The 20,384-nt window shown below is 69.0% G+C and carries 18 protein-coding genes and 1 pseudogene; 3 read left to right on the top strand and 16 right to left on the bottom strand.

Going from position 1 to position 20,384, the window contains the following annotated elements; translation table 11 throughout:
• Nucleotides 1–124 precede the first annotated feature (124 nt).
• On the top strand, nucleotides 125–568 hold the full coding sequence (gene cynS / locus ACK59X_RS04615; protein ID WP_409955568.1) for a cyanase: 444 nt from the start codon (nucleotides 125–127) through the stop codon (nucleotides 566–568).
• Between the two features lie 25 nt (nucleotides 569–593).
• Here the strand turns inward: cynS and ACK59X_RS04610 are convergent, their stop codons facing one another.
• From ACK59X_RS04610 to ACK59X_RS04575, 8 genes are all read right to left on the bottom strand, one after another.
• The gene (locus ACK59X_RS04610; protein WP_409955567.1) at nucleotides 594–1,334 is read right to left on the bottom strand and encodes an anti-sigma factor domain-containing protein; all 741 of its coding nucleotides are present in this window, start codon (nucleotides 1,332–1,334) and stop codon (nucleotides 594–596) included.
• Entirely contained in the window at nucleotides 1,331–1,897 is a 567-nt protein-coding gene (locus ACK59X_RS04605; RefSeq protein ID WP_409955565.1) for a sigma-70 family RNA polymerase sigma factor, read from the bottom strand. The genes ACK59X_RS04610 and ACK59X_RS04605 overlap by 4 nt, the downstream gene beginning before the upstream one ends.
• 159 nt (nucleotides 1,898–2,056) lie before the next feature.
• Complete coding sequence (locus ACK59X_RS04600) at nucleotides 2,057–2,635, bottom strand: DUF3455 domain-containing protein (RefSeq protein WP_409955563.1); 579 nt, start codon at nucleotides 2,633–2,635, stop codon at nucleotides 2,057–2,059.
• 138 nt (nucleotides 2,636–2,773) lie between these two features.
• Nucleotides 2,774–4,060, bottom strand: coding sequence for an FAD-dependent oxidoreductase (locus ACK59X_RS04595; RefSeq protein WP_409955561.1), 1,287 nt, complete (start codon nucleotides 4,058–4,060; stop codon nucleotides 2,774–2,776).
• Complete coding sequence (locus ACK59X_RS04590) at nucleotides 4,057–5,211, bottom strand: acyl-CoA dehydrogenase family protein (RefSeq protein ID WP_409955559.1); 1,155 nt, start codon at nucleotides 5,209–5,211, stop codon at nucleotides 4,057–4,059. The genes ACK59X_RS04595 and ACK59X_RS04590 overlap by 4 nt, the downstream gene beginning before the upstream one ends.
• A gap of 32 nt (nucleotides 5,212–5,243) precedes the next feature.
• On the bottom strand, nucleotides 5,244–5,813 hold the full coding sequence (locus ACK59X_RS04585; RefSeq protein WP_409955557.1) for an OsmC family protein: 570 nt from the start codon (nucleotides 5,811–5,813) through the stop codon (nucleotides 5,244–5,246).
• Between the two features lie 59 nt (nucleotides 5,814–5,872).
• Complete coding sequence (locus tag ACK59X_RS04580; protein WP_409955556.1) at nucleotides 5,873–6,772, bottom strand: sulfurtransferase; 900 nt, start codon at nucleotides 6,770–6,772, stop codon at nucleotides 5,873–5,875.
• A 223-nt stretch (nucleotides 6,773–6,995) separates the two neighbouring features.
• The gene (locus tag ACK59X_RS04575; RefSeq protein ID WP_409955554.1) at nucleotides 6,996–8,591 is read right to left on the bottom strand and encodes a sigma-54 interaction domain-containing protein; all 1,596 of its coding nucleotides are present in this window, start codon (nucleotides 8,589–8,591) and stop codon (nucleotides 6,996–6,998) included.
• A 113-nt stretch (nucleotides 8,592–8,704) separates the two neighbouring features.
• Between ACK59X_RS04575 and purT the strand changes: the two genes are divergently transcribed.
• A complete protein-coding gene (purT, locus tag ACK59X_RS04570; protein ID WP_409955552.1) occupies nucleotides 8,705–9,907 on the top strand; it encodes a formate-dependent phosphoribosylglycinamide formyltransferase in 1,203 nt (400 codons plus the stop codon).
• A 6-nt stretch (nucleotides 9,908–9,913) separates the two neighbouring features.
• Here purT and ACK59X_RS04565 read toward each other — a convergent pair.
• From ACK59X_RS04565 to ACK59X_RS04550, 4 genes and pseudogenes are all read right to left on the bottom strand, one after another.
• Nucleotides 9,914–10,786: pseudogene (locus ACK59X_RS04565) on the bottom strand (ATP-binding cassette domain-containing protein); the annotation flags it as partial.
• A gap of 106 nt (nucleotides 10,787–10,892) precedes the next feature.
• Nucleotides 10,893–12,026, bottom strand: a complete 1,134-nt coding sequence (locus ACK59X_RS04560; RefSeq protein WP_409955550.1) for a GGDEF domain-containing protein — start codon at nucleotides 12,024–12,026, stop codon at nucleotides 10,893–10,895.
• A gap of 31 nt (nucleotides 12,027–12,057) precedes the next feature.
• Nucleotides 12,058–13,539, bottom strand: coding sequence for an AMP nucleosidase (locus ACK59X_RS04555; protein WP_409955548.1), 1,482 nt, complete (start codon nucleotides 13,537–13,539; stop codon nucleotides 12,058–12,060).
• A gap of 100 nt (nucleotides 13,540–13,639) precedes the next feature.
• Nucleotides 13,640–15,721: a putative bifunctional diguanylate cyclase/phosphodiesterase gene (locus ACK59X_RS04550; RefSeq protein ID WP_409955547.1), complete on the bottom strand. Its 2,082-nt coding sequence runs from the start codon at nucleotides 15,719–15,721 to the stop codon at nucleotides 13,640–13,642.
• 121 nt (nucleotides 15,722–15,842) lie between these two features.
• Here ACK59X_RS04550 and dbpA point away from each other — a divergent pair, with 121 nt between their 5' ends.
• The gene (gene dbpA / locus ACK59X_RS04545; protein WP_409955545.1) at nucleotides 15,843–17,246 is read left to right on the top strand and encodes an ATP-dependent RNA helicase DbpA; all 1,404 of its coding nucleotides are present in this window, start codon (nucleotides 15,843–15,845) and stop codon (nucleotides 17,244–17,246) included.
• A gap of 1 nt (nucleotide 17,247) precedes the next feature.
• Here the strand turns inward: dbpA and ACK59X_RS04540 are convergent, their stop codons facing one another.
• The 4 genes from ACK59X_RS04540 to ACK59X_RS04525 all read right to left on the bottom strand — a co-directional run.
• Nucleotides 17,248–17,958 carry an ankyrin repeat domain-containing protein gene (locus ACK59X_RS04540; protein ID WP_409955544.1) on the bottom strand — a complete coding sequence of 237 codons (711 nt, stop codon included), beginning with the start codon at nucleotides 17,956–17,958 and terminating at the stop codon, nucleotides 17,248–17,250.
• 23 nt (nucleotides 17,959–17,981) lie between these two features.
• Nucleotides 17,982–18,473: a GlcG/HbpS family heme-binding protein gene (locus ACK59X_RS04535; protein ID WP_409955542.1), complete on the bottom strand. Its 492-nt coding sequence runs from the start codon at nucleotides 18,471–18,473 to the stop codon at nucleotides 17,982–17,984.
• Nucleotides 18,474–18,588: 115 nt separating this feature from the next.
• Nucleotides 18,589–19,224 carry a response regulator transcription factor gene (locus tag ACK59X_RS04530; RefSeq protein ID WP_409955540.1) on the bottom strand — a complete coding sequence of 212 codons (636 nt, stop codon included), beginning with the start codon at nucleotides 19,222–19,224 and terminating at the stop codon, nucleotides 18,589–18,591.
• The coding region (locus ACK59X_RS04525) for a sensor histidine kinase (protein ID WP_409955538.1) at nucleotides 19,221–20,384 on the bottom strand (1,164 nt) is incomplete at its 5' end. The genes ACK59X_RS04530 and ACK59X_RS04525, both read right to left, overlap by 4 nt.

Raw genomic sequence — 20,384 nt, 5'->3', positions numbered from 1 at the left:
AGCCCACTGATTTCCTGAATAACCCAGCACTGTCGTGTTGCCCCTATGGGGGTGGCAGGGAGTGCTGCACCCTGAAGTTCCTGTTCCCTGTTCCAAAACCCATCCAACCGAAGGAGCCATCACCATGAACCGCAACGACGTCACCGAGAAGATCATCAGCACCAAAGTCGCCAAGGGCCTGCAATGGGATGCCATTGCCAAGAAGGTCGGCCAGTCCAAGGAATGGACCACGGCCCTGTGCCTGGGCCAGATGACCGCATCGGCCGAACAGGCCAAGGTGCTGGGCAAGATCTTCGGCCTCACGGCCGAGGAGCAGAAGTGGCTGCAGGTCGTGCCCTACAAGGGCTCGCTGCCCACGCCCGTGCCCACCGACCCGCTGATCTACCGCTGGTACGAGATCGTCAGCGTCTACGGCACCACCATCAAGGAGCTGATCCACGAGGAGTTCGGCGACGGCATCATGAGCGCCATCGACTTCAGCATGGACATCACGCGCGAGGCCGATCCCACGGGCGACCGCGTGAATGTGGTGCTCTCGGGCAAGTTCCTGCCCTACAAGCAGTATTGAGGGGTTCCCGGCCCGCAGGCCAGGGTCAGAGCACCTTGACCGCCCGGCCGATGAACTGGATGGGGCCCGTGGGCTTGCCGATGGGCGAGCCCGTGGGCGGCTCCAGGGTCAGCTCGAAGAGCTGGTTGGGCTGCAGCGGCGGCAGCTTGTCGAGCTGCACCTGCAGCGGCTGGCCAGGCTTGACCAGGCCCAGGGAGACGGGTCCATTCCAGTCGTCGGCCTTGGTCCAGAACTCCAGCGCCTTGTCGGCCGGCACCTCGGCCACGCCCAGCGGTATCAGGCTGATCTGCTGCGGCGAACTGGCCTGCACCACCCAGCCGGGCGCCTTGTCCTGGGGGGCCACCAGCACCACCATGAACTTCGGCGGCGCGGCCACGGGAGCCACGCGGGTGACGAGCACGGCCGCCAGCACGGCGGCCATGGCGAAGCCGGAACCCGCGAGGGCGCGCCAAAGGCCCAGGTGATTCCACCAGCCGCCGGAGCTGCGGCGCGCGGACACTGCCGCAGGCCTGGTCTGCTGGTGCGGGCCTTGCAGCGATGCCTCGATGCGTGAAACCAGGCGCTCGGGCAGCGGCACGGGCTCGGCCAACTGGGTCAGGGGCAGCAAGCGCTCCTCCCAGTCGTTCACGGCCTGTTGCAGTGCGGGCTCGGTGGCCAGGCGCTGCGACATGGCCAGGCGTTCGGCCTCGGGCAGCGTGCCCAGCACGTACTCGCCAGCCAGCACCTGCAGGTCGTCGTGCGGCTGTTCGGGAAAGGGCGTGCTCATGCCATGCACTCCCGCAGCGAAGTCAGGCTGCGCCGTATCCAGGCCTTCACGGTACCCAGCGGCGCGCCCAGGCGTTCGGCGATCTCGCCGTGCGAGCAGCCCTCCACATAGGCGTGCAGAACGCAGTCGCGGCGTGCCGGCTCCAGCGCCTCCAGGCAGTGCTGCAGGCGGCCCAGGCTGGCATTCAGCTCGAAGCTGCTGGCGGCATCATGGAAGGCCTGCACGGACATGTCGGCCTCCAGGGCTTCAGTGGTTTGTTCATCGACGTCCACATGGCGGCGGGCGTTGCGCACGGCGTTGAGCGCCAGGTGGCGCACCACGCTGTAGATCCAGCCGCGCGCGCTGCCGCGCGATGCGTCGTAGCCCGTGGCCCGGCTCCAGATGTTCACGCAGGCGTCGTGAACGATGTCCTCGGCCAGCGCGCGCTGGCGCACGATGCGAAGCGCCACGCCCAGCATGCGCGGGCCTTCGTGCTCGTACAGCCGGCGCATGGCCTGGCGGTCGCCGGCAGCGCAGCCGGCCAGCGCCGCTTCGTAGTCAAAATCGCCAGGGGTGTCAGGCACAGGTTGCGAGGGGCTCGGCACGGTCGGTTTGGTGGCTGGGCAGCGCGCAGCGCGCGTGCCCAGAGCGTGGGTGCATCGTAGCCGACAAGCCCCTGTATCCACGCGCAACCCCCTGTGCTCCAAGGGATTGCGCACACGCCCGCAATGGCAGGCGGCGTCTTACGCTGCCTTCCAGAAGATGTAGTCGGCCTGGTACTTCACGATCTGGCGCTCGCCCTTGTTGCTGGCGCTGCAGGCGGCAGCGGGTGCAGCGCCGCCCTTGAGTGCCACGCGCTGGATATAGGTCACGCCGGTCATGGCGCCCGAACCCATCGCGGGGTTGGCCTTCACCAGCTGGTAGGGAATATTGCCGGCGCCGGCCGGGGCCACGGCGACCTGGGTGGCGGTCAGCTTGGAGCCGTCCTTCGATTCCCAGGTGGCGGGCGGGCCGTAGTAGGGGCCCACCTGTTTGCCGCCGCGGTCGTTGAGCACGGCCTTGGGGCCCACGAAGAACCATTCCATCTGGCCGGGGGCATTGGCCTTGTCGCGGCATTCGTAGGTGATCTCACCCACGCCCACGGTTTCCATGGCGACCTTGTTGCCGCCGGGCACCTTGACGGCGTCGGGCAGGCTGTCCTGCGAAAACATGGGCCCGCTGCCGGAGCCCATCATCGAGCCGCAGGCCGTCAGCAGGGCCGCGGCGGCGATGGCGCCGGCCAGGGGGATGATGCGGGAGATCGTTGGCTGGGTGGTCGTCATGGCGTTCCTCTTCTTCAAATGGGTTGAATGGACAGCAGCAAAAATGGGCTGCTGCAGGTACTACCCACGAAGATGCCGTTTGGATGCAGGCAAGAAAAAATAATTGAAATATTTTTTGCTTGCCCCGGGGGCCACCGATCAGAGGCTCATGGGCCAGGAGCTGGTCTTGACCCGGATGGAGGCGGGTCGGGGCTCATACGGCACATCGCCCGTCCCCGCAATCGCCGCCGCGATGGTGCATGCCTGCCGGGCGATGGGCTCGATGAAGCGGCTGGCCTGCCCGGCGATGGTGATGCAGTCGCCCAGGGCATGGATGCCCGGCACGCTGGTCTGCAGCTGGGCGGGCGTAACGGCGATGCCGCCGTCCCAGGCAAGGCCGGCGCTGTGCGCCAGGCGCGTGGGCGTCTGCAGGCCGGCGGCCACGATCACCTGGTCGGCGGTGAACTGGTGGCCATCTGCGGTGGTCAGTTGCAGGGCGCCATCGGGCGTGGGTGCCGGCAGGGTGTCGAGGGATGCCACCCTCACACCGCCGACGAACTGGATCGGGAGCTTGCCCCACGCGGCCAGCAGTTCGCGGGCCCGGGATTCACCGGCGCAGCGTGCCAGGGGCAGTGCTTCGGTGTCCAGCAGGGTGATGCCGTGGCCGCCCAGTGCCAGGTCGTTGGCCAGCTCGCAGCCGATGAGGCCGGCCCCCACGATGAGCACGCGGCGCGGTGTATGGCCCAGGGCGGCGCGCAGGCGCTGGTAGGCCTGCAGGTGGTTGATGCGCCAGCACAGCGCCGCCGGCAGCCCGGGGGGCAGGGCGGCCCGCGCGCCGTGGGCCAGCACCAGGTGCTGGTAGCGCAGTGGGCCGCGCGTGGTGCGCAGCGTGCCGCCGCTGCCGGTGGCTGCAGGCTCCACGCGCACGGCATGGGTGTGCGCCAGCAGCCGCAGATTCAGCCGGGTGGCGGCCGCCGCGCCCGTCTCGCGCACCAGGCGCTCGGGTGGCAGGTGCTTTGCCATGGCGACCGACAGCTGTGGCTTGTCGTACCGGTCGCCGCTGCAGTCGGTCACCAGGGTGATGGAGCACTGGGCATCCAGTGCGCGCAGGGCCTCGGCCATCTGCCAGCCCGCGCGGCCGGCGCCCACGATGAGCACGCCGGCGTCGGCCTGGCGCCGCGTTGCGGGCGCAGCGCTGCCCCGGGCTTTGGCCTGGGCCCGGAGCGCTTCCATGCTGGGCGGTACATAGGGCGCGAATTCGTTCTTGGTCACACCGCACAGCGGGCAGGCCCAGCCGTCGGGGATGTCGGCGAAGCGGGTGCCGGGCGGCAGGCCGCCATCGGGGTCGCCCTGCTCCTCGTCGTAGATGTAGCCGCAGGCGTGGCAGATGTACTGCAGCCAGGGGTCGTCTGCCAGCGTGGAGTGGGTGATGGTGGCGGCGCTCATGCCGGCATCTCCTCGGTGGACAGGCGCGCGATCTCCTTGCGCAGATGCTTGATGGCCGGTGTGACGATGGCCACGAAGTGCGATTCGCGCACGCGGCGCTGCACGTCGGAGCTCATCAGGTAGCCACGCGCGCCCTGGTGCATGAGGGCCGACTGGGCGGCGCGCAGGCACAGTTCGGCGCCATGGGCGCGCGCGTCCAGCACGTCGATGAAGAATTCGGTGCGGGTGTCGAAGGGCGTCTCGGCCAGCCGCATCACACGCGCGCTCAGCGCGTCGAGCTCGGCCTGCAGGGCGTCGGGCCGGTCTTCAAGGAACTGGTTGACGTGGCCGAGCTGCGCCTCCACCGCCCACATCGAGTCGATGGCGCCCTGGGTGATGCCCACGGCCATGCCGCACTGCAGCATGACGAAGGCGCCACGGATGCGCGCGATATAGGGCTTTGTCGGGTCGGCGATGGTGTGCTCCGCCCCCACGAAATGGTCCTTGAGCCGCAGCGCATAGGTGCCCGTGCCCTCCATGCCCGAGAAGCTCGGGCATTCGCGCATCTCCACACCCGGGGCGTCGCAGCGCAGCAGGAACATCAGTTCGCGCGGCGCAGCCCCCTCGGGCTGGGCGATGGCGGCCACGGCGCCGCAGTAGTGGTCCGGCCCCAGGTTGCTGACCCAGGGCAGGGTGCCGTTCACCAGGTAGCCGCCTTCCACCGGCGTGGCCTTGAGCAGCAGGCTCTCGATCTGGGCGTAGCTCTTCATGGGGTTGGAGAGGGCTGTGCCGCCCAGGCCCGCGCCGCTGGCATGGCGCTGCAGCATCTCACCCACCAGGGCCGGGTTGCCCGACTGCTGCAGGTACAGCCCGCACACTGCCTGGCACCACAGCATGAATCCGGTGGCGCCGCACACGCGCGAGACCTCGGCCATGGCGCGGATGGCCAGGCCGTAGTCCGCCGGGCCCGCCGTGCTGTCCAGGTGCACGCCCATGGCGCCCACGGCACCCAGTTGCTGCAACTCGGCGCGCGGGTAGTAGCCCACGCGGTCGATGGCCTCGGCCTGCGCGGCCAACGGGCCCTGGGCAATGGCCCGTACGGCGGCGATCAGGGCGTCGCCCTGCAGGGCGCCTTCCAGGTGGAGTTGGGGAGGGAGGTCGGCGGGTTTCATGGGGCGGAGTCCTTGGCGACGCGGGAAAGAGGTCAGTCCATCAGGCTGATTTCGAAGGGGATCGGGTTGCGCATGCTGTTGGCCACGGGCGAGTAGAAATTGGCGTGCTGCACGATCTCGTCGAGTACTTCGCGCGGCGCATCGCCTTCGACCAGCACCTTCACGCGGATCGCCTGGAAGCCCATCTCGGGCGGCAGCTTTTGCAGCGCCCCACCGGCGCCCCAGGCGGCGGGGTTGCCGATGTCGCCTTCCATGAAGACCTCGATCCTGCTGAGCTTGACCTGTTTCCAGGTGGCCACGGCGGTGATGCCCACGGCCAGGCAGCCGCCCAGGCCCGAAAGCACGATCTCGCCGGGGGCGGGAGCCGTGTCCTGGCCGAACAGGTGCAGCGGCTCGTCCACGACCACGGGCGTGTGATTGCCCACGGTGCTCAGCGAGCGGTACTGGCCTTCCATCACCGTGTGGACCTTGTTGGTGCCGCGGCTGGCTGGGTTGTTGCGGCCCTTCTCCGCAAAGGCCATCAGGCCGTCGCGGTCGATGGGGCGCAGGGCGGTGTGGACGGTGGTGACGGGCGCGGTGGGTTCCAGCAGATCGGTAGACATGGTTTTCCTTGAGAGGGTGAAAAGAATGGGTGGGCGGGGCGACCTGCCCCGCAGAAAGCTCAGGCAGCCAGGGCCAAGGCCGGCTTTTTGGCCGCGCGCAGCAGGGGCAAGCCGCTTTCGATGGGCAGCTTGTCGTCGCGCGACCACTCGTTCCAGGAGCCGAAGTACATGCGCACGTCGGCAAAGCCGGCCTGCTTGAGCGCCAGGAAGGTGTTGGAGGCGCGGGCGCCCTTGAAGCAGTACAGGTACACCGTGTCGCTCGGCGCAATGCCGGCGGTGGCGCATTCGGCGCGCACCTCGTCGGGCGACTTGAACACCGGGCCCTGGGGCGAGGGCTTCATGAAGCGGTACCACTCCACCCACTTGGCACCCGGCAGGCGGCCCTTGCGCGGTGCGAAGTCGCGGCCGTAGGGGCTGGAGCTTTCGCCGATCCACTCGTCCACGTCGCGCACGTCCAGCAGCACGGTATCGGTGCCCAGGGCATCGGCCACGTCGTCCTTGGTCAGCATCACGTCGGCCGTGGCCAGGGTGGTCGGGAAGATCGCGGGGGTGGGCACCACGGCCTCGGTGGAGACGGGCAGCTCGGCTGCCTTCCAGGCCGAGTAGCCGCCGTTCAGCACCTTGACCTTGGGGTAGCCCAGCCAGGTCAGCAGGTAGTAGCCGCGGCAGGACTGGCCATAGCCGCTGTTCAATGCGTCTTCATAGAACACGGCCGTCTCGGCGCCCGATAGGCCGATGGCCCCCAGGTGCGCGGCAAAGGTGTCCTTGAGCTCCTGCAGGCCTTCGGGGCTGGAGGTGGCCAGGTAGGTGAAGGTTTCGCGCAGGTTCACCGCGCCCGGGATGTGGCCCAGGGCATAGGTGTCGGCGTCGCGGGTGTCGATCAGCACGACGGGCTCTGCGGCCTGCAGGGCCTGCAGCTGGATGGGCGAGATCAGGACGGCGTCGGAATCGGTGCTCATGGGAAACCTTTCGGTGCGGTGGTGGGCAGGATGGCCTGTGTCCCTTACCGCAACAGGTGTGCCAAGAGCGCTGATTTTTGGATGAATCGCTTGAAGTGACAGCCAGGCATGGTTTTAATGCTATCTAATGAATAGCAATTGCAAGCTCTTGGGCCGGTGCCGTGCCGCTGGCGACTCTTCGACTGTGGACACTGTGTCGACAATTTGTCGACAGCGGTATCTTTCAGCGCAGGCCCGCCTTGCGCAGCCGGTAGCTGAACTGGCGCAGGGTCAGTCCCAGGCTTTGGGCTGCGCGCGACTGGTTGCCGTGGTGGTCCGCCAGGGCGGCTTGCAACGCCTGCGCGCTGTGGGAGTGGGCGGGGGCGTAGTCCCGTACCAGCGGCAGCTCTGTCAAGGGCTGGGGCGCCGCCGCTGCGGGTGGCGGGGAGGCGGCGGCAACATTGGGCAGGAAGCGGTCCAGTTCCTCGCCGGTCACCAGCGTGTCCTCGGCCAGCAGCACCAGACGCTCGATCACATTGCCCAGCTCGCGGATGTTGCCGGGCCAGGGCTGGGCTTCCAGGCGCGCCAGGGCGTCGGGGGCCAGGTTCACGTTGCGCTGGTGGGCCTGGTTGGCGCGGCTCACGAAGTGCAGCGCCAGCGGGCGGATGTCCTCGCGCCGCTCGGCCAGCGAGGGCAGGCGGATCGGAATCACGTTGAGCCGGTAGTACAGGTCCTGGCGGAACCGCCCGGCCTCCACCTCGCGCGCCAGGTCGCGGTTGGTGGCGGCCACCAGGCGCACGTTGACCTTGACCTCGCGCTGCCCGCCCAGGCGCACCAGCGTGCCTTCCTGCAGGGTGCGCAGCAGCTTCGATTGCATGGCCAGCGGCAGCTCGCCGATCTCGTCGAGGAAGATGGTGCCGCTGTCGGCCTGCTCGAACCAGCCCGCGCGCGCGGTGCTGGCGCCTGTGAAGGCGCCGCGCTCGTAACCGAACAGCTCCGACTCGAACAGCGCATCCGGTATCGCCGAGCAGTTGACCTTGATGAAGGGCCGGTCGCGCCGGCCGCTGGCCAGGTGCACTGCGCGCGCGAACAGCTCCTTTCCCGTGCCCGATTCACCCAGCAACAGCACCGTGGCCTGGGTCTGCGAGACGCGCTCCAGTTCGCCCAGCGCCTGCAGCAGCGGGGGGGAATTGCCGATCAGCCCGTAGCGCGCGCTCTTGGCATTGAGCGCATTGGCCAGCACGGCGTTGCGTGCCTCCAGCTGGCGCGTCTGCTCGGCCACCAGGGCTTCGAGCTGCAGCAGCTGCCCCACCAGCGTGGCCAGCACGCGCAGCACGGCCAGGTCGTCGTTCAGGTGGCGCTGGCGGCTGCGTATGCGGTGGCAGGCCAGCACCCCGATGGGCGCGTGGTGGAGCTCGATGGGCAGGGCGATGAAGGCCACCGTTTCGGGCGGCAGGTGGCTGCGCTGCACAGCGCGCGCCAGGAACAGGGGCTCGGCATCGATGTCCTGCACGATGGCCGGCTGGCCCGAGGCCAGCACCCGCCCGGTGATGCCTTCGCCCCAGGCGTAGCGGCCGCGCTGCACCTCGGCCTGGGTCAATCCATAGGCGTGCTGGATCGAGGCCGTGCGGGGCGCGCCAGCCCCGGTGTCGTCCACCAGCACGATGCGTCCGCGGTTCAGGCCCAGCAGCTCGCTCATCAGGTGCAGCATTTCGCGCAGCACCAGGCCGGGCGCCAGGCTGCGGCCGATCAGACGCATCACCTCACGCATCAGCAGCAGCTCCTGGGCGTGCCAGTCGGGCTGGCTGCGCGGGTTGCCGGGGGCGGGCGGGGCGGTCATGCCCCGGTGTTGCAAGTTCTGCGCCACGCGGGCAGCCTCCGGGTGCATTAAAGTCGGCACCCACGGGCCGCCGGGCGGCCCGCCCCCATGCCCCTTCTGTCGAAAGCACCCCCATGACCACCTTCGGAACCCCTTTGTCCCCCCATGCCACCAAAGTCATGCTCCTGGGCTCGGGCGAGCTGGGCAAGGAGGTGCTGATCGCGCTGCAGCGCCTGGGCGTGGAAACCATTGCCGTGGACCGCTACGAGAACGCGCCCGGCCAGCAGGTGGCCCACCACCGCCGCACCATCACCATGAGCGACCCGGCCCAGCTCAAGGCCCTGATCGAAGCCGAGAAGCCGCACCTGGTGGTGCCCGAGATCGAGGCCATCGCCACCCCCATGCTCGAAGAGCTGGAAGCCGCCGGCACCGTGCGTGTGATTCCCACGGCCCGCGCCGCCCGCCTGACCATGGACCGCGAAGGCATCCGCGTGCTGGCCGCCGAGACCCTGGGCCTGCCCACCAGCCCCTACAAATTCTGCAACTCGCTCGAAGAGCTGCAGGCCGCCATCGACGCCGGCATTGGCTACCCCTGCATCGTCAAGCCGGTGATGAGCAGCTCGGGCAAGGGCCAGAGCAAGATCGACGGCTCGGACGACGTGAAGAAGGCCTGGGACTACGCCATGGCCGGCGGCCGCGTGAGCCACGGCCGCGTGATCGTCGAGGGCTTCATCGACTTCGACTACGAGATCACCCAGCTCACGGTGCGTGCCGTGGGCACCGATGGCCAGATCGAGACCCACTTCTGCGACCCCATCGGCCACGTGCAGGTCAGCGGCGACTATGTGGAAAGCTGGCAGCCCCACCCCATGCACCCGGCCGCGCTCGAAAAATCGCGCCAGATCGCCAAGGCCGTGACCGACAACCTGGGCGGCCAGGGCCTTTTCGGCGTGGAACTGTTCGTCAAGGGCCAGGACGTGTGGTTCAGCGAGGTGAGCCCACGCCCGCACGACACCGGTCTGGTGACCTTGTGCACCCAGAACCAGAGCGAGTTCGAACTGCACGCCCGCGCCATCCTGGGCCTGCCGGTTGACACCAGCCTGCGCAACCCCGGCGCCAGCGCCGTCATCTACGGCGGGGTGGACGCCGTGGGCATCGTCTTCGACGGTGTGGACGAGGCCCTGCGCGTGCCGAACACCGACCTGCGCCTGTTCGGCAAGCCCGAGAGCTTCACCAAGCGCCGCATGGGCGTGGCCCTGGCGCGCGCGGAGGATGTGCACACCGCACGCGACAACGCCAAGCTCGCGGCGAGCAAGGTGAAGCCGCGCAAGGCCTGATCGGTCTCAGCCATCCTCCCGGATCTGTCGCCCGGTGAGCTTGAGGAACAGATCTTCCAGGTTCGCCGGCCGGTGCAGGGTGCGCAGGTGCGGGTGCGCGCCCAGCGCCTGCAGCAGCGGCTGGGCATTCTGGGTGTAGAAGAACACGGTTTCGCCACTGACCTCCACGCGCGCCGCCAGGGTGCGCAGCGCGGCATCTTCGGCCAGGGCCACGGCGCCCAGGCCGAAGACTTCCACCACATCGGGCTCCAGGTGCTGGGCGATCAGCTCGCGCGGGCGGCCTTCGGCGATCTTCTTGCCATGGTCCAGCACCAGGAGGCGCGAGCACAGGCGTTCGGCCTCGTCCATGAAGTGGGTCGTCAGCAGGATGGACTTGCCCTGCTGCAGCAGCAGCTGCAGGCGCTCCCACATCAGGTGGCGGGCCTGCGGGTCCAGGCCCGTGGTCGGTTCGTCCAGCAGCAAGAGGCGCGGGTCATTGACCAGGGCGCGTGCCAGGCTCAGGCGCCGTTTCATGCCGCCCGAGAGCTCGCCCGGCTTGGCATCCGCCTTGTGCATCAGGGCCGCGAACTCCAGCAGGCGCGGCACGCGTTCATCCATGGCCGGACCCTTGATGCCGAAGTAGCGGCCGAACACGCGCAGGTTCTCGGCGCAGGTGAAGTCCGGGTCCAGCGTGTCGAACTGCGTGACCACACCGATCTGCTCCTTGATGGCCAGGGCGTCGTGCGGCATGTGCAGGGGCGCGGCGCCAGCGCTGGGGTAAAAGCGCACGCTGCCGCCGTCGGGGCTGGTCAGGCCCAGGCACATGCGGATGGTGGTGGTCTTGCCCGCGCCATTGGGGCCGATCACGCCCAGGCATTCGCCCGGGGCAATGGTGAACGAGACGTCGTTGACCACCGTGGCGTCGCCATAGCTTTTGCGCAGCTCGCGCACTTCGAATAGATCGCTCATGCACCGATTGTGTGCGATACCGGGATCCGGGGTGCGCTCAGGCCTCGACCATGCGGCCCCTTCCCTGGGCCTTGGCAAGGTAGAGCGCGGCATCGGCCCGCGCCATCAGGTCGGGCAGGTGGGTTTCCGCCGGCAGCAGCACGGCCATGCCGGCGCTGTAGTCGAGCGCGAAGCCCAGTTCGGCGGCGCTGGCATCCCGCAGGCGCGTGCGCAGGCGGCGGTCGAAGGCAATGCCCGCCGGCGCGCTGTTGTGCAGCAGCAGCACACCGAATTCCTCGCCCCCCAGGCGCCCGACCAGGTCCCCGGTGCGGCAGGTTTCCTCGAGCAGGCGGGCAAACAGCTTCAGGGCGCGGTCGCCGGTCTCGTGGCCATGGGTGTCGTTGATCTGCTTGAAGTAGTCCAGGTCCAGCACCAGCGCCGTGAGCGGCAGGTGGTGGCGCCAGGCGTGGGCAAGCATGCTCTCGGCCTGCCTGTTGAAGCCGCGCCGGTTGAGCACGCCCGTGAGCCCGTCCGTCATGGCCAGCGCGCGCAGTTTCTGCTCGGCTTCGGCGCGCCAGGCCACCAGCACGGCCACGGTGCCCAGCACCAGGCTCGCGTTGGTGGCCACGGCAGCGGCCAGGTTGACAGGGTGGGGTGTGCGAAAGCTGGGATACTGGTCCGTGAAGGCGCCGAGCAGGCCGCGCGCCAGCGTGAAGGCGGCCGATGTGACCAGGCAGGCCATCAGCAGGCGCCGCCAGCGCGGGTCCGCATAGTGCGCAGGATAGAGCGTGGCGCGTGCCACGATGAGCAGGATGGCGGCCATTAGCAGGTTGGCCCAGCCCACGCGCCAGGCATAGTCGCCAAATGCGAGCGTGTAGCCCAGCGGGGTGATCACCACCAGCACCAGCAGCAAGCGCCTCAAAGGTCGTTCGCCCAGCCATTCGCGCAGGGCACGGTACAGCATCCACTGCGCCAGCGCATTGCAGGCCACCGACACGGTGGACAGGGCCTGGTCCCACCAGGAACCGGCCGCGATGATGGCGGCCCAGGCCGTGGCCTGCAGCAGCATGCTGGCCTGTACGTAGCGGGCAGCCGGGCTCACGCCGGGGCCCATGATCAGCGGCAGGGCGGCCGAGATCATGAACAGGTTGGCGGCCATCACCGCCATCAGTGTCAGAAAGTCCAGTGGCATGGAGGGGCGCAGCCCGCGGCAGGGGCGGGATTTACTGGAACGCCACCTCGGCAAAGCTGCGCAGCTTGCGGCTGTGCAGGCGGTGGATGCCCCCTTCGCGCAGGATCTCGATGGCGCGCATGCCGATGCGCAGGTGCTGGTCCACGCGCTCGCGGTAGAAGTGGTTGGCCATGCCGGGCAGCTTGATCTCGCCGTGCAAGGGTTTGTCGCTCACGCACAGCAGGGTGCCATAGGGCACGCGGAAGCGAAACCCGTTGGCCGCGATGGTGGCGCTTTCCATGTCCAGCGCCACGGCGCGGCTCTGGCTGAAGCGGCGCTGGGGCATGTTGTCGGGCAGCAGCTCCCAGTTGCGGTTGTCGGTGCTGGCCACGGTGCCGGTGCGCATGATGCGCTTCAGGTCCGCCTCGGCGATCTGGGTCACGTCGGCCACGGCCTGCTCCAGCGCCACCTGGATCTCGGCCAGCGCCGGGATGGGTACCCACAGCGGCAGTTCCTCGTCGAGCACGTGGTCTTCGCGCACATAGGCGTGGGCCAGCACGTAGTCGCCCAGCTGCTGGCTGTTGCGCAGGCCGGCGCAGTGGCCCAGCATCATCCAGGCGTGCGGGCGCAGCACAGCGATGTGGTCGGTGATGGTCTTGGCATTGGCCGGGCCCACGCCGATGTTGACCATGGTGATGCCGCTGCGGTCCTGGCGCACCAGGTGGTAGGCCGGCATCTGCGGCAGGCGCGGCGGGGCCACGCCCAGGGCATCGGCCTCGGCGGCCGGCAGCCCGGTGCGGCGCGTGATCACGTTGCCGGGTTCGATGAAGGCCACGTATTCGCTGTCGGGCTTGGCCATCTCGGCATGGCCCAGGCGCACGAACTCATCGATGTAGAACTGGTAGTTGGTGAACAGCACGAAGTTCTGGAACCACTCGGGCGCCGTGCCCGTGTAATGGCGCAGCCGGTGCAGCGAGTAGTCCACGCGCGGCGCGGTAAACAGCGACAGCGGCTGGGCCTCGCCCTGGCGCGGCGCCCAGGTGCCGTTGGCGATGCCGTCGTCCATGGCGGCCAGGTCGGGCAGGTCGAACACGTCGCGCATCAGCATGCGGCGCTCCTGCGTCAGCGTGCCCTCGATGTGGTCGTGCTCGGCGAACGAGAAGTGGATCGGGATGGGCTGGGCGCTGGTGCCCACTTCCAGTTCCACGTTGTGGCTCTTGCGCAGCAGGCGGAACTGCTCGGCGTAGTACCGGGCAAACAGGTCCGGGCGGGTGAGCGTGGTCTCGTAGCGGCCGGGTCCTTCCACGAAGCCATAGGCCAGCTTGGTGTCCGCCCGTGCGACCGTGGTGGTGTGGATGCGCACGAAGGGGTAGAAGGCGCGCACATGCCCTGCCGGCGTATCGCCGGACACGAACTGGTGCATGGCCTCGCGCAGGTGGCCGATCTGCTGCTGGTAGATGCGCTGCACCTGGGCCAGGGCCTCGGCAGGGTCGGTATGGCGGGTAGGGGCGATGAAGTCAGGAATCAGGGGCATGGCCCTATTGTCCACATGCGGCGGGGTGGCGGGATGACAGCCGCTGCCTGGGCCTCAGAAATTCATCGGAAAACGCCTGCATCGGGCCCTTGCAGCGCGCTCAGGCGGCCATCTGCGCGCCTTGGCCCAGCAGCCACTGGCGAACGGCCGCTGCCTCCATGGGCTCGGAGACCAGGTGCCCCTGGACCAGGTCGCAGTCCAGGCTGCGCAGCAACGCCATCTGCTCGGCAGTCTCCACCCCTTCGGCCACGGTCCTGAGCTGCAGGCTGCGGCCCATCTGCACGATGGCGGTGACGATGGCCACGTCATCGGCGCTGTCCGGCGTGTCCATCACGAAGGACCGGTCGATCTTGAGCTTGTCGATGGGGTAGCGCTTGAGGTAGGCCAGCGAGGAATAGCCGGTGCCGAAGTCGTCGATGGAGATGCCCACGCCCAGGTCCTTCAAGGCCTGCAGCGTGTCGAGCACCTGGCCGGTCTGGTGCATCAGCACCGACTCGGTCAGCTCGATCTCCAGGTACTGCGGCGCCAGGCCCGTGGCCGTGAGGGCGGCTGCGATCTCGCCGGCCACGTCGCGCTGGCGGAACTCCAGCGGCGACAGGTTCACGGCCACCGGGACCAGGGCCAGGCCCTCGTCCTGCCAGGCCTTGAGCTGGCGGCAGGCCTCGTGCAGCACCCAGCGGCCGATCGGTGTGATGAGGCCGCGTGATTCGGCAAAGGCGATGAACTCGCTGGGCCCGACCAGGCCGCGCACCGGGTGGCGCCAGCGCACCAGGGCCTCGAAGCCCTTGAGCGCGCCGTCCTTCAGGCAGATCTGGGGCTGGTAGTGCAGCACGAAGGCGCTGTCGGCAATGGCTTCGCGCAGCAGGCGTTCCTGCTGCAGCACCTCCATGGCGCGCAGATCCATGCCCGGCTGGTAGAACTGGCGGTTGCCACGGCCGCTGTCCTTGGCCTGCTGCATGGCCGCGTCGGCGCAGCGCAGCAGCGCGTCGCCGGTGGATCCGTCGCTCGGGAACAGGCTGATGCCGATGGACGGCGACATGGTCAGCGGCAGGTGGCCCACCGTGAAGACCGTGCGCATGGCCTGCAGCACGGCGTCGGCGACCTGGGCCGCATCGTCGGGCGCATGGATGCTGGTGAGCACCAGCACGAACTCATCGCTGCCCAGGCGGGCCACGATGTCGGCTTCTCCCACGCAGTGGCGCAGCCGGTCGGCCACTTCGCGCAGCAGCTGGTCGCCGGCGTGGTGGCCGAGCGAGTCGTTCACGGTCTTGAAATGGTCCAGGTTCACGAACAGCACCGCCACCTGTCCCTGGCGGCGGGCCAGCGCCTGGGCCAACTGGTCCATCAGGTGGCGCCGGTTGGGAAGCTGCGTGAGCGAGTCGTGCAGGGCATTGAAGGCCTCGCGCTCCTGCGCCTGCTTGCGTGCCGTGATGTCGCGCACCACCACGATGCGGTAGTCCGCATGGTGGAAGGGCATGGTCTTGCCCACCACCTCCACCGGAATGGCGTGGCCATCCTTGTGGCGTATGGTGACCTCGTAGGGGTCCTCGCGGCCGCTGCGCGTGTAGTCGAGCGCCACCGCGCGCCATTCGGGGCTGATGAAGTTGAAGATGGACAGGCCCACCACCTCGTGCAGCGCATAGCCGGTGAGCCGGTACAGCGCTTCGTTGCCGTCGGAGATCAGGCCGTCGCGGTGGAACACGATGGCCTCGTCCGTCGCCTCGGTGAACTTGCGCATGCGCTCTTCGCTCTCGCGCACCGAGCGCTCGGCACGCCAGCGTTCGGTGATGTCGGTGATCAGCACGAAGGAGCCCAGCTGGCGGTCCTTCTGCACGCCATCGAAGTGCGGAATGAGATTGACTTCGATCATGCGCGCTTCGCCGTTCGGCAAGATCTGCTCGCGCGCGTACTTGACATGCTCGCCCCGGCTGGAGCGCTCCACATGGGGCTGTATGGCCTGCCAGGACTTGTCGCCAATGGCCTCCTGCACCGTGAGGCCCAGGATGGACTCGGTGGAATGGCCGTTGTAGGCCGCATAGCCCTGGTTGGCGAACAGGCAGCGCAGGCCGGGCAGGTCGAAATAGGCCATCAGCGCGGGCACGGAGTCTGCGATCAGGCGCAGCAGCAGGTCGCTGGAGCGGCCCTGCTCAGCGGTGCTGGCTGCGTTGATCGTTTCTGGCATGTCCCATCCGGTTCGTGCACTGCATTCGTTATAGCCGATCCACCTGACAGTGGCGTAAGGTAGTTGCACCTATGCCGACGGCAAATGGCCCTTTTGTAGCCTGCCCCGGATAATCGGGGCCATGACCTCCAAAGAAAACCAACCCGCCGCTGATTTCAGCGCGCTGGCCCTCAGCCCCGCCACGCTGGCCAATCTGCAGCAGCTGGGCTACACGCAGATGACCCCCATCCAGGCGGCCAGCCTGCCACCCGCTCTGCTGGGCAAGGACCTGATCGCCCAGGCCAGCACCGGCAGCGGCAAGACGGCGGCGTTTGCGCTGGCCCTGCTGGCCAACCTCAATCCGCGCCGCTTCGCCGTGCAGGCGCTGGTACTGTGCCCCACGCGCGAGCTGGCCGACCAGGTGACGACCGAGATCCGCCGCCTGGCGCGGGCCGAAGAGAACATCAAGGTCGTGACCCTGTGCGGCGGCGTGCCGCTGCGCGGGCAGACCGTGAGCCTGGAGCACGGTGCCCACATCGTCGTCGGCACCCCCGGCCGCGTGATGGACCACCTCACGCGCCAGAACCTGTCGGTGGAGGCACTCAACACCCTGGTGCTCGACGAGGCCGACCGCATGCTGGACATGGGCTTCTTCGACGACATCGCCACCGTGGCGCGCCAGTGTCCCAAGGAGCGCCAGACCCTGCTGTTCTCGGCCACCTACCCCGAGGGCATCGCCAAGCTGAGCCAGCAGTTCATGAAGGCGCCGGTGCAGATCACGGTGCAGGCCCAGCACGCCGAGGGCAAGATCGAGCAGCGCTGGTACGAGGTGAAGAATTCCGAGCGCCTGCACGCCGTATCGCAGATCCTCAACCACTTCCGGCCCGAGTCGTCGCTGGCCTTTTGCAACACCAAGCAGCAGTGCCGCGACCTCGTGGCCGTGCTGCAGGCCCAGGGCTTCAGCGCCCTGGCGCTCTATGGCGAACTCGAGCAGCGCGAGCGCGACCAGGTGCTGGTGCAGTTCGCCAACCGCAGCTGCTCGGTGCTCGTCGCCACCGACGTGGCCGCGCGTGGCCTGGATATCGCCAACCTGGCGGCGGTGGTCAACGTGGACGTGACGCCCGACCCCGAGGTCCACATCCACCGCATCGGCCGCACCGGCCGCGGCGATGCCGAAGGCCTGGCGCTCAACCTGGCCAGCATGGACGAGATGGGCAGTGTGGGCAAGATCGAGCAACTGCAGGGCCGCGAATCGCGCTGGTACCCGCTGGCCGAACTCACGCCCACGGGCAGCGGGGCGCTGGTGCCGCCCATGGCCACGATCCAGATCATCGGCGGGCGCAAGGAGAAGATCCGCGCCGGCGACGTCCTGGGTGCGCTCACTGGCGAGATGGGCTACACCCGCGAGCAGATCGGCAAGATCAACGTCAACGAGTTTTCCACCTACGTGGCGGTGGACCGGTCCATCGCCCGGCAAGCAGCCGACCGCCTCAACAATGGCCGGGTCAAGGGCAAGACCGTCAAGGCCCGGCTGGTCACGGACTGAGTCAGCGGCTGAGCATCTGCACCATGGCATCGTAGCCCCGCTGGCGTGCCAGTTGCAGCGGCGTGTTGCCCTGCCGGTCGGTCAGCGCCTTGCTGGCGCCGGCCTTGACCAGGGCCTTGAGCGTGGCCTGGTGGCGTGGACCGCCATCGCCGAGCACGATGGACTCGATCAGCGCCGTCCAGTGCAGGTTGTTCACATGGTCCAGCGGTGCGCCAGCCGCGATCAGCTGCCGCACCACGCCGTCGTGGCCCAGGTGGGCTGCGGCGATCAGGGCGGTGCCGTCGTAGCGGCTGGTCACCTGCTTGGCGCTGGCGCCGAGCGACAGCAGCAGGGCCAGGGTGTCTTCGTCGTCGGCCACGGCGGCAATGGTCACCGCGTCGTAGCGGTCGTTTTCCAGCAGGTCCAGCCCGGCGCCGGCCTTGGCCAGCAGGCGGACGGCCTCGCGCTGGCGCGCAAAAGTCGCCACGTGCAGGGGCGTGCGGCCATGGGCATCGCGGGCATTGACCTGGGCGGCACCCGCACCTGCCAGCAGTCGCCGCAGCGTGGCACTGTCGCCCTGGGCCGCAGCGGCGTGCAGGCCCTGGTAGGCGGCGATCTCGCCCGGGCTGGGCGGCACCTGGGCGTGCGCCGGTTGCAGCGCGGCGAAGGCCAGGGCGATGGCGCACAGCGCACGCGCCGTGCTTGCGAGAGAAGGGGCGGTGCGGCGGGCCATGGTGCGTCCTTTCCGGAGCCGGGTTACTTCAGCAGGTCCGCCACCTTGGCGATGCCGGCCTGGGCGCATTGCTCGTCCAGGTGACCGCCAGGTGCGCCACCCACGCCCACGGCGCCGATGACTTCGTTGCCCACCTTTACGGGCACGCCACCGCCCAGCAGCAGGTAGCCGGGGATGTTGACCAGGTTGGCGGCTGCAGGGTTCTTTTGGGCACCTTCCATCATGGCCAGTGTCGTGTTCTTGGCCGAGGCCGAGGTGTAGGCCTTCAGGCGGCTGGCTTCCAGCGTGTGCGGGCCGGCGTTGTCGGCGCGGTAAACGGCGCGCACGGTGCCGGCGCGGTCCACCACGGTGGCGGTCACGGCGTAGCCATTGGCGGTGCAGGTGGCCACGGTCTGGGCGGCGATCTGCGTGGCCAGGTCCAGCGAAATGTTCTTTTCGGTGCGCACGCCTTCGGCGCTGGCAGCGGTGGCGACGAAAGCGAGGGCGATGGCGGCGGTATTGATGTGGCGTTGCATGGTGTTCTCCGGTGGTTTGTAAGGCCGGCCTGGCAGGGTGTCGGGCCGTGGGAGAACTGTAAAAAATGCCGGCCGCCGGCACCATTCGTGCGGCTACGCGCGCGCCTCCGTAGAACTACGGAGCGTCGTTGTCCACCAGCGCGGCGTAGCGCCGTATCAGCTGCGCCAGCGACTCGGTGCCGAGCTTGGCGAACAGGTTGGCGCGGTGGGTTTCCACCGTGCGCGGCGAGAGTTCGAGCGCGCGGCCGATCTCCTTGTTGGTCAGGCCCTCGACGATCAGGCCCAGCACCTCGCGTTCGCGTGCGGAGAGCTGGGCGTGGCGCTCGCGCGCCTGCTGGTCGGCCTGGTGGCGCTCGCGCGAGCGCACATGCTGGCGTACGGCGTTCTGCAGCGCTTCGAGCAGCACTTCGTCGTCCACCGGCTTTTCGAGGAACTCGGCAGCCCCGGCCTTGAAGGCGCGCCGGCACATGTCCACCGTGCCATGGCCGGTCAGCATCACCACCGGCTGGTCCACGCCCTGCGCCAGCAACTGCTCCAGCAGGGCCAGTCCACTGGTGCCCGGCATGCGCACATCGAGCACGATGGCACCGATGCTGGCGCGGTCGAAGCCGGCGGCAAAGGCCAGCGGATCGGCCCAGGCCTGCACGCGCAGGCCCACGGTGCCGATCAGCAGGGACAGGCCCTCGCGCACGGCGGCATCGTCGTCCACCAGATGGATCAGAGGGGACAGGGGCGTGGCGTGGTCAGTCATGGAAGCACAGGGGTGGGCAGCGGGGCGGCCGGATGCGCTGGCGCGGGCGCATGGGCCGCCACCGGCAGCACCAGCACGAAGGCAGCGCCGCGGCCAGCCGCGGGTGCCAGCCACAGCTGCGCACCCATGGCCTGGGCCAGGCTTTCGCAGAGTGTGAGGCCCAGGCCCAGGCCGCCTTCGCGCGTGGTGTAGAAAGGCTCGAACAGGCGGTCGCGCGCCTCGGCCGGTATGCCCGGGCCATGGTCGCGCACGGTCAGGGCCACCTGGCCGCTGTCCTGGTTGCCCATGTGCAGCTCCAGCCGGCGCTCTGCCTGCGCAACCTGCTCCATGGCCTGCAGCGCGTTCATCACCAGGTTGTGCACGATCTGCTGCAGGGCCACCGGTTCGGCCAGCACGGCGGGGAGTTCGTGGTCGGCCTGCACGTCCAGCACCACGCCGCGCTGCTGCAGCTCGGGCTCCACCAGGCGCAGCACGTCGCCCACCGCCACGGGCAGTGCCAGGGGCTGGACCTGGCCGGCCAGGTCGGGCCGCTCCACCAGGCGGCGCAGCCGGCCCACCACGGCCGAGGCGCGGCGCGCCTGCTCCACGGCGCGGGCCATGGCTTCGAAAGCGGTGTCCAGGTCCGGTGGCGACTCGCCCAGCAGGCGCTTGGCGGCCTGGGTACTGGCCAGCAGGGCCGTAAGGGGTTGGTTGAGCTCATGCGCCATGCCGGCGGCCAGCTCGCCCAGGGTATTGAGCCGGGCCACCTGGCCCAGGCGCAGCAGTTCCTCGGCGCGCTGGCGTGCCACGCGCTGGCGCCACCAAGCCAGCGCGCCGGCCCAGAGGGTTGCCGTGAGCGCGCACCAACCGAGCATGGCCCACCACGGCAGTTCGGCCGGCGTCACGGTGCGCTCGGCCACCACGTCCAGGGGCTGGCTGGGCGACGCCAGCAGCTTGTGCACGCTGAAGTGCCAGCCCATGCGGTCCAGGCGGCGCCCCGGCTGCACCACGAAGGACTGGCCGGCCCGTTCCAGCGCCACGCGCACCGGGCTGGTCACCGGGTTCATGGGCCATTCCTCCACGGGCCCGGTGGCCGCCAGGTCGATCTGCAGCGCATAGCTGGCCTGGCTCATGCTGCGTTCATCGCGCGTGCACCAGTCGATTGCGCTGGAGGCCGATGC

This window comes from Acidovorax sp. (genome assembly GCF_046339755.1).
Lineage (GTDB): Bacteria > Pseudomonadota > Gammaproteobacteria > Burkholderiales > Burkholderiaceae_C > Acidovorax.
Note: the sequence above shows the minus strand (reverse complement) of the source record. Positions and strands in the feature narration are given on the sequence as shown.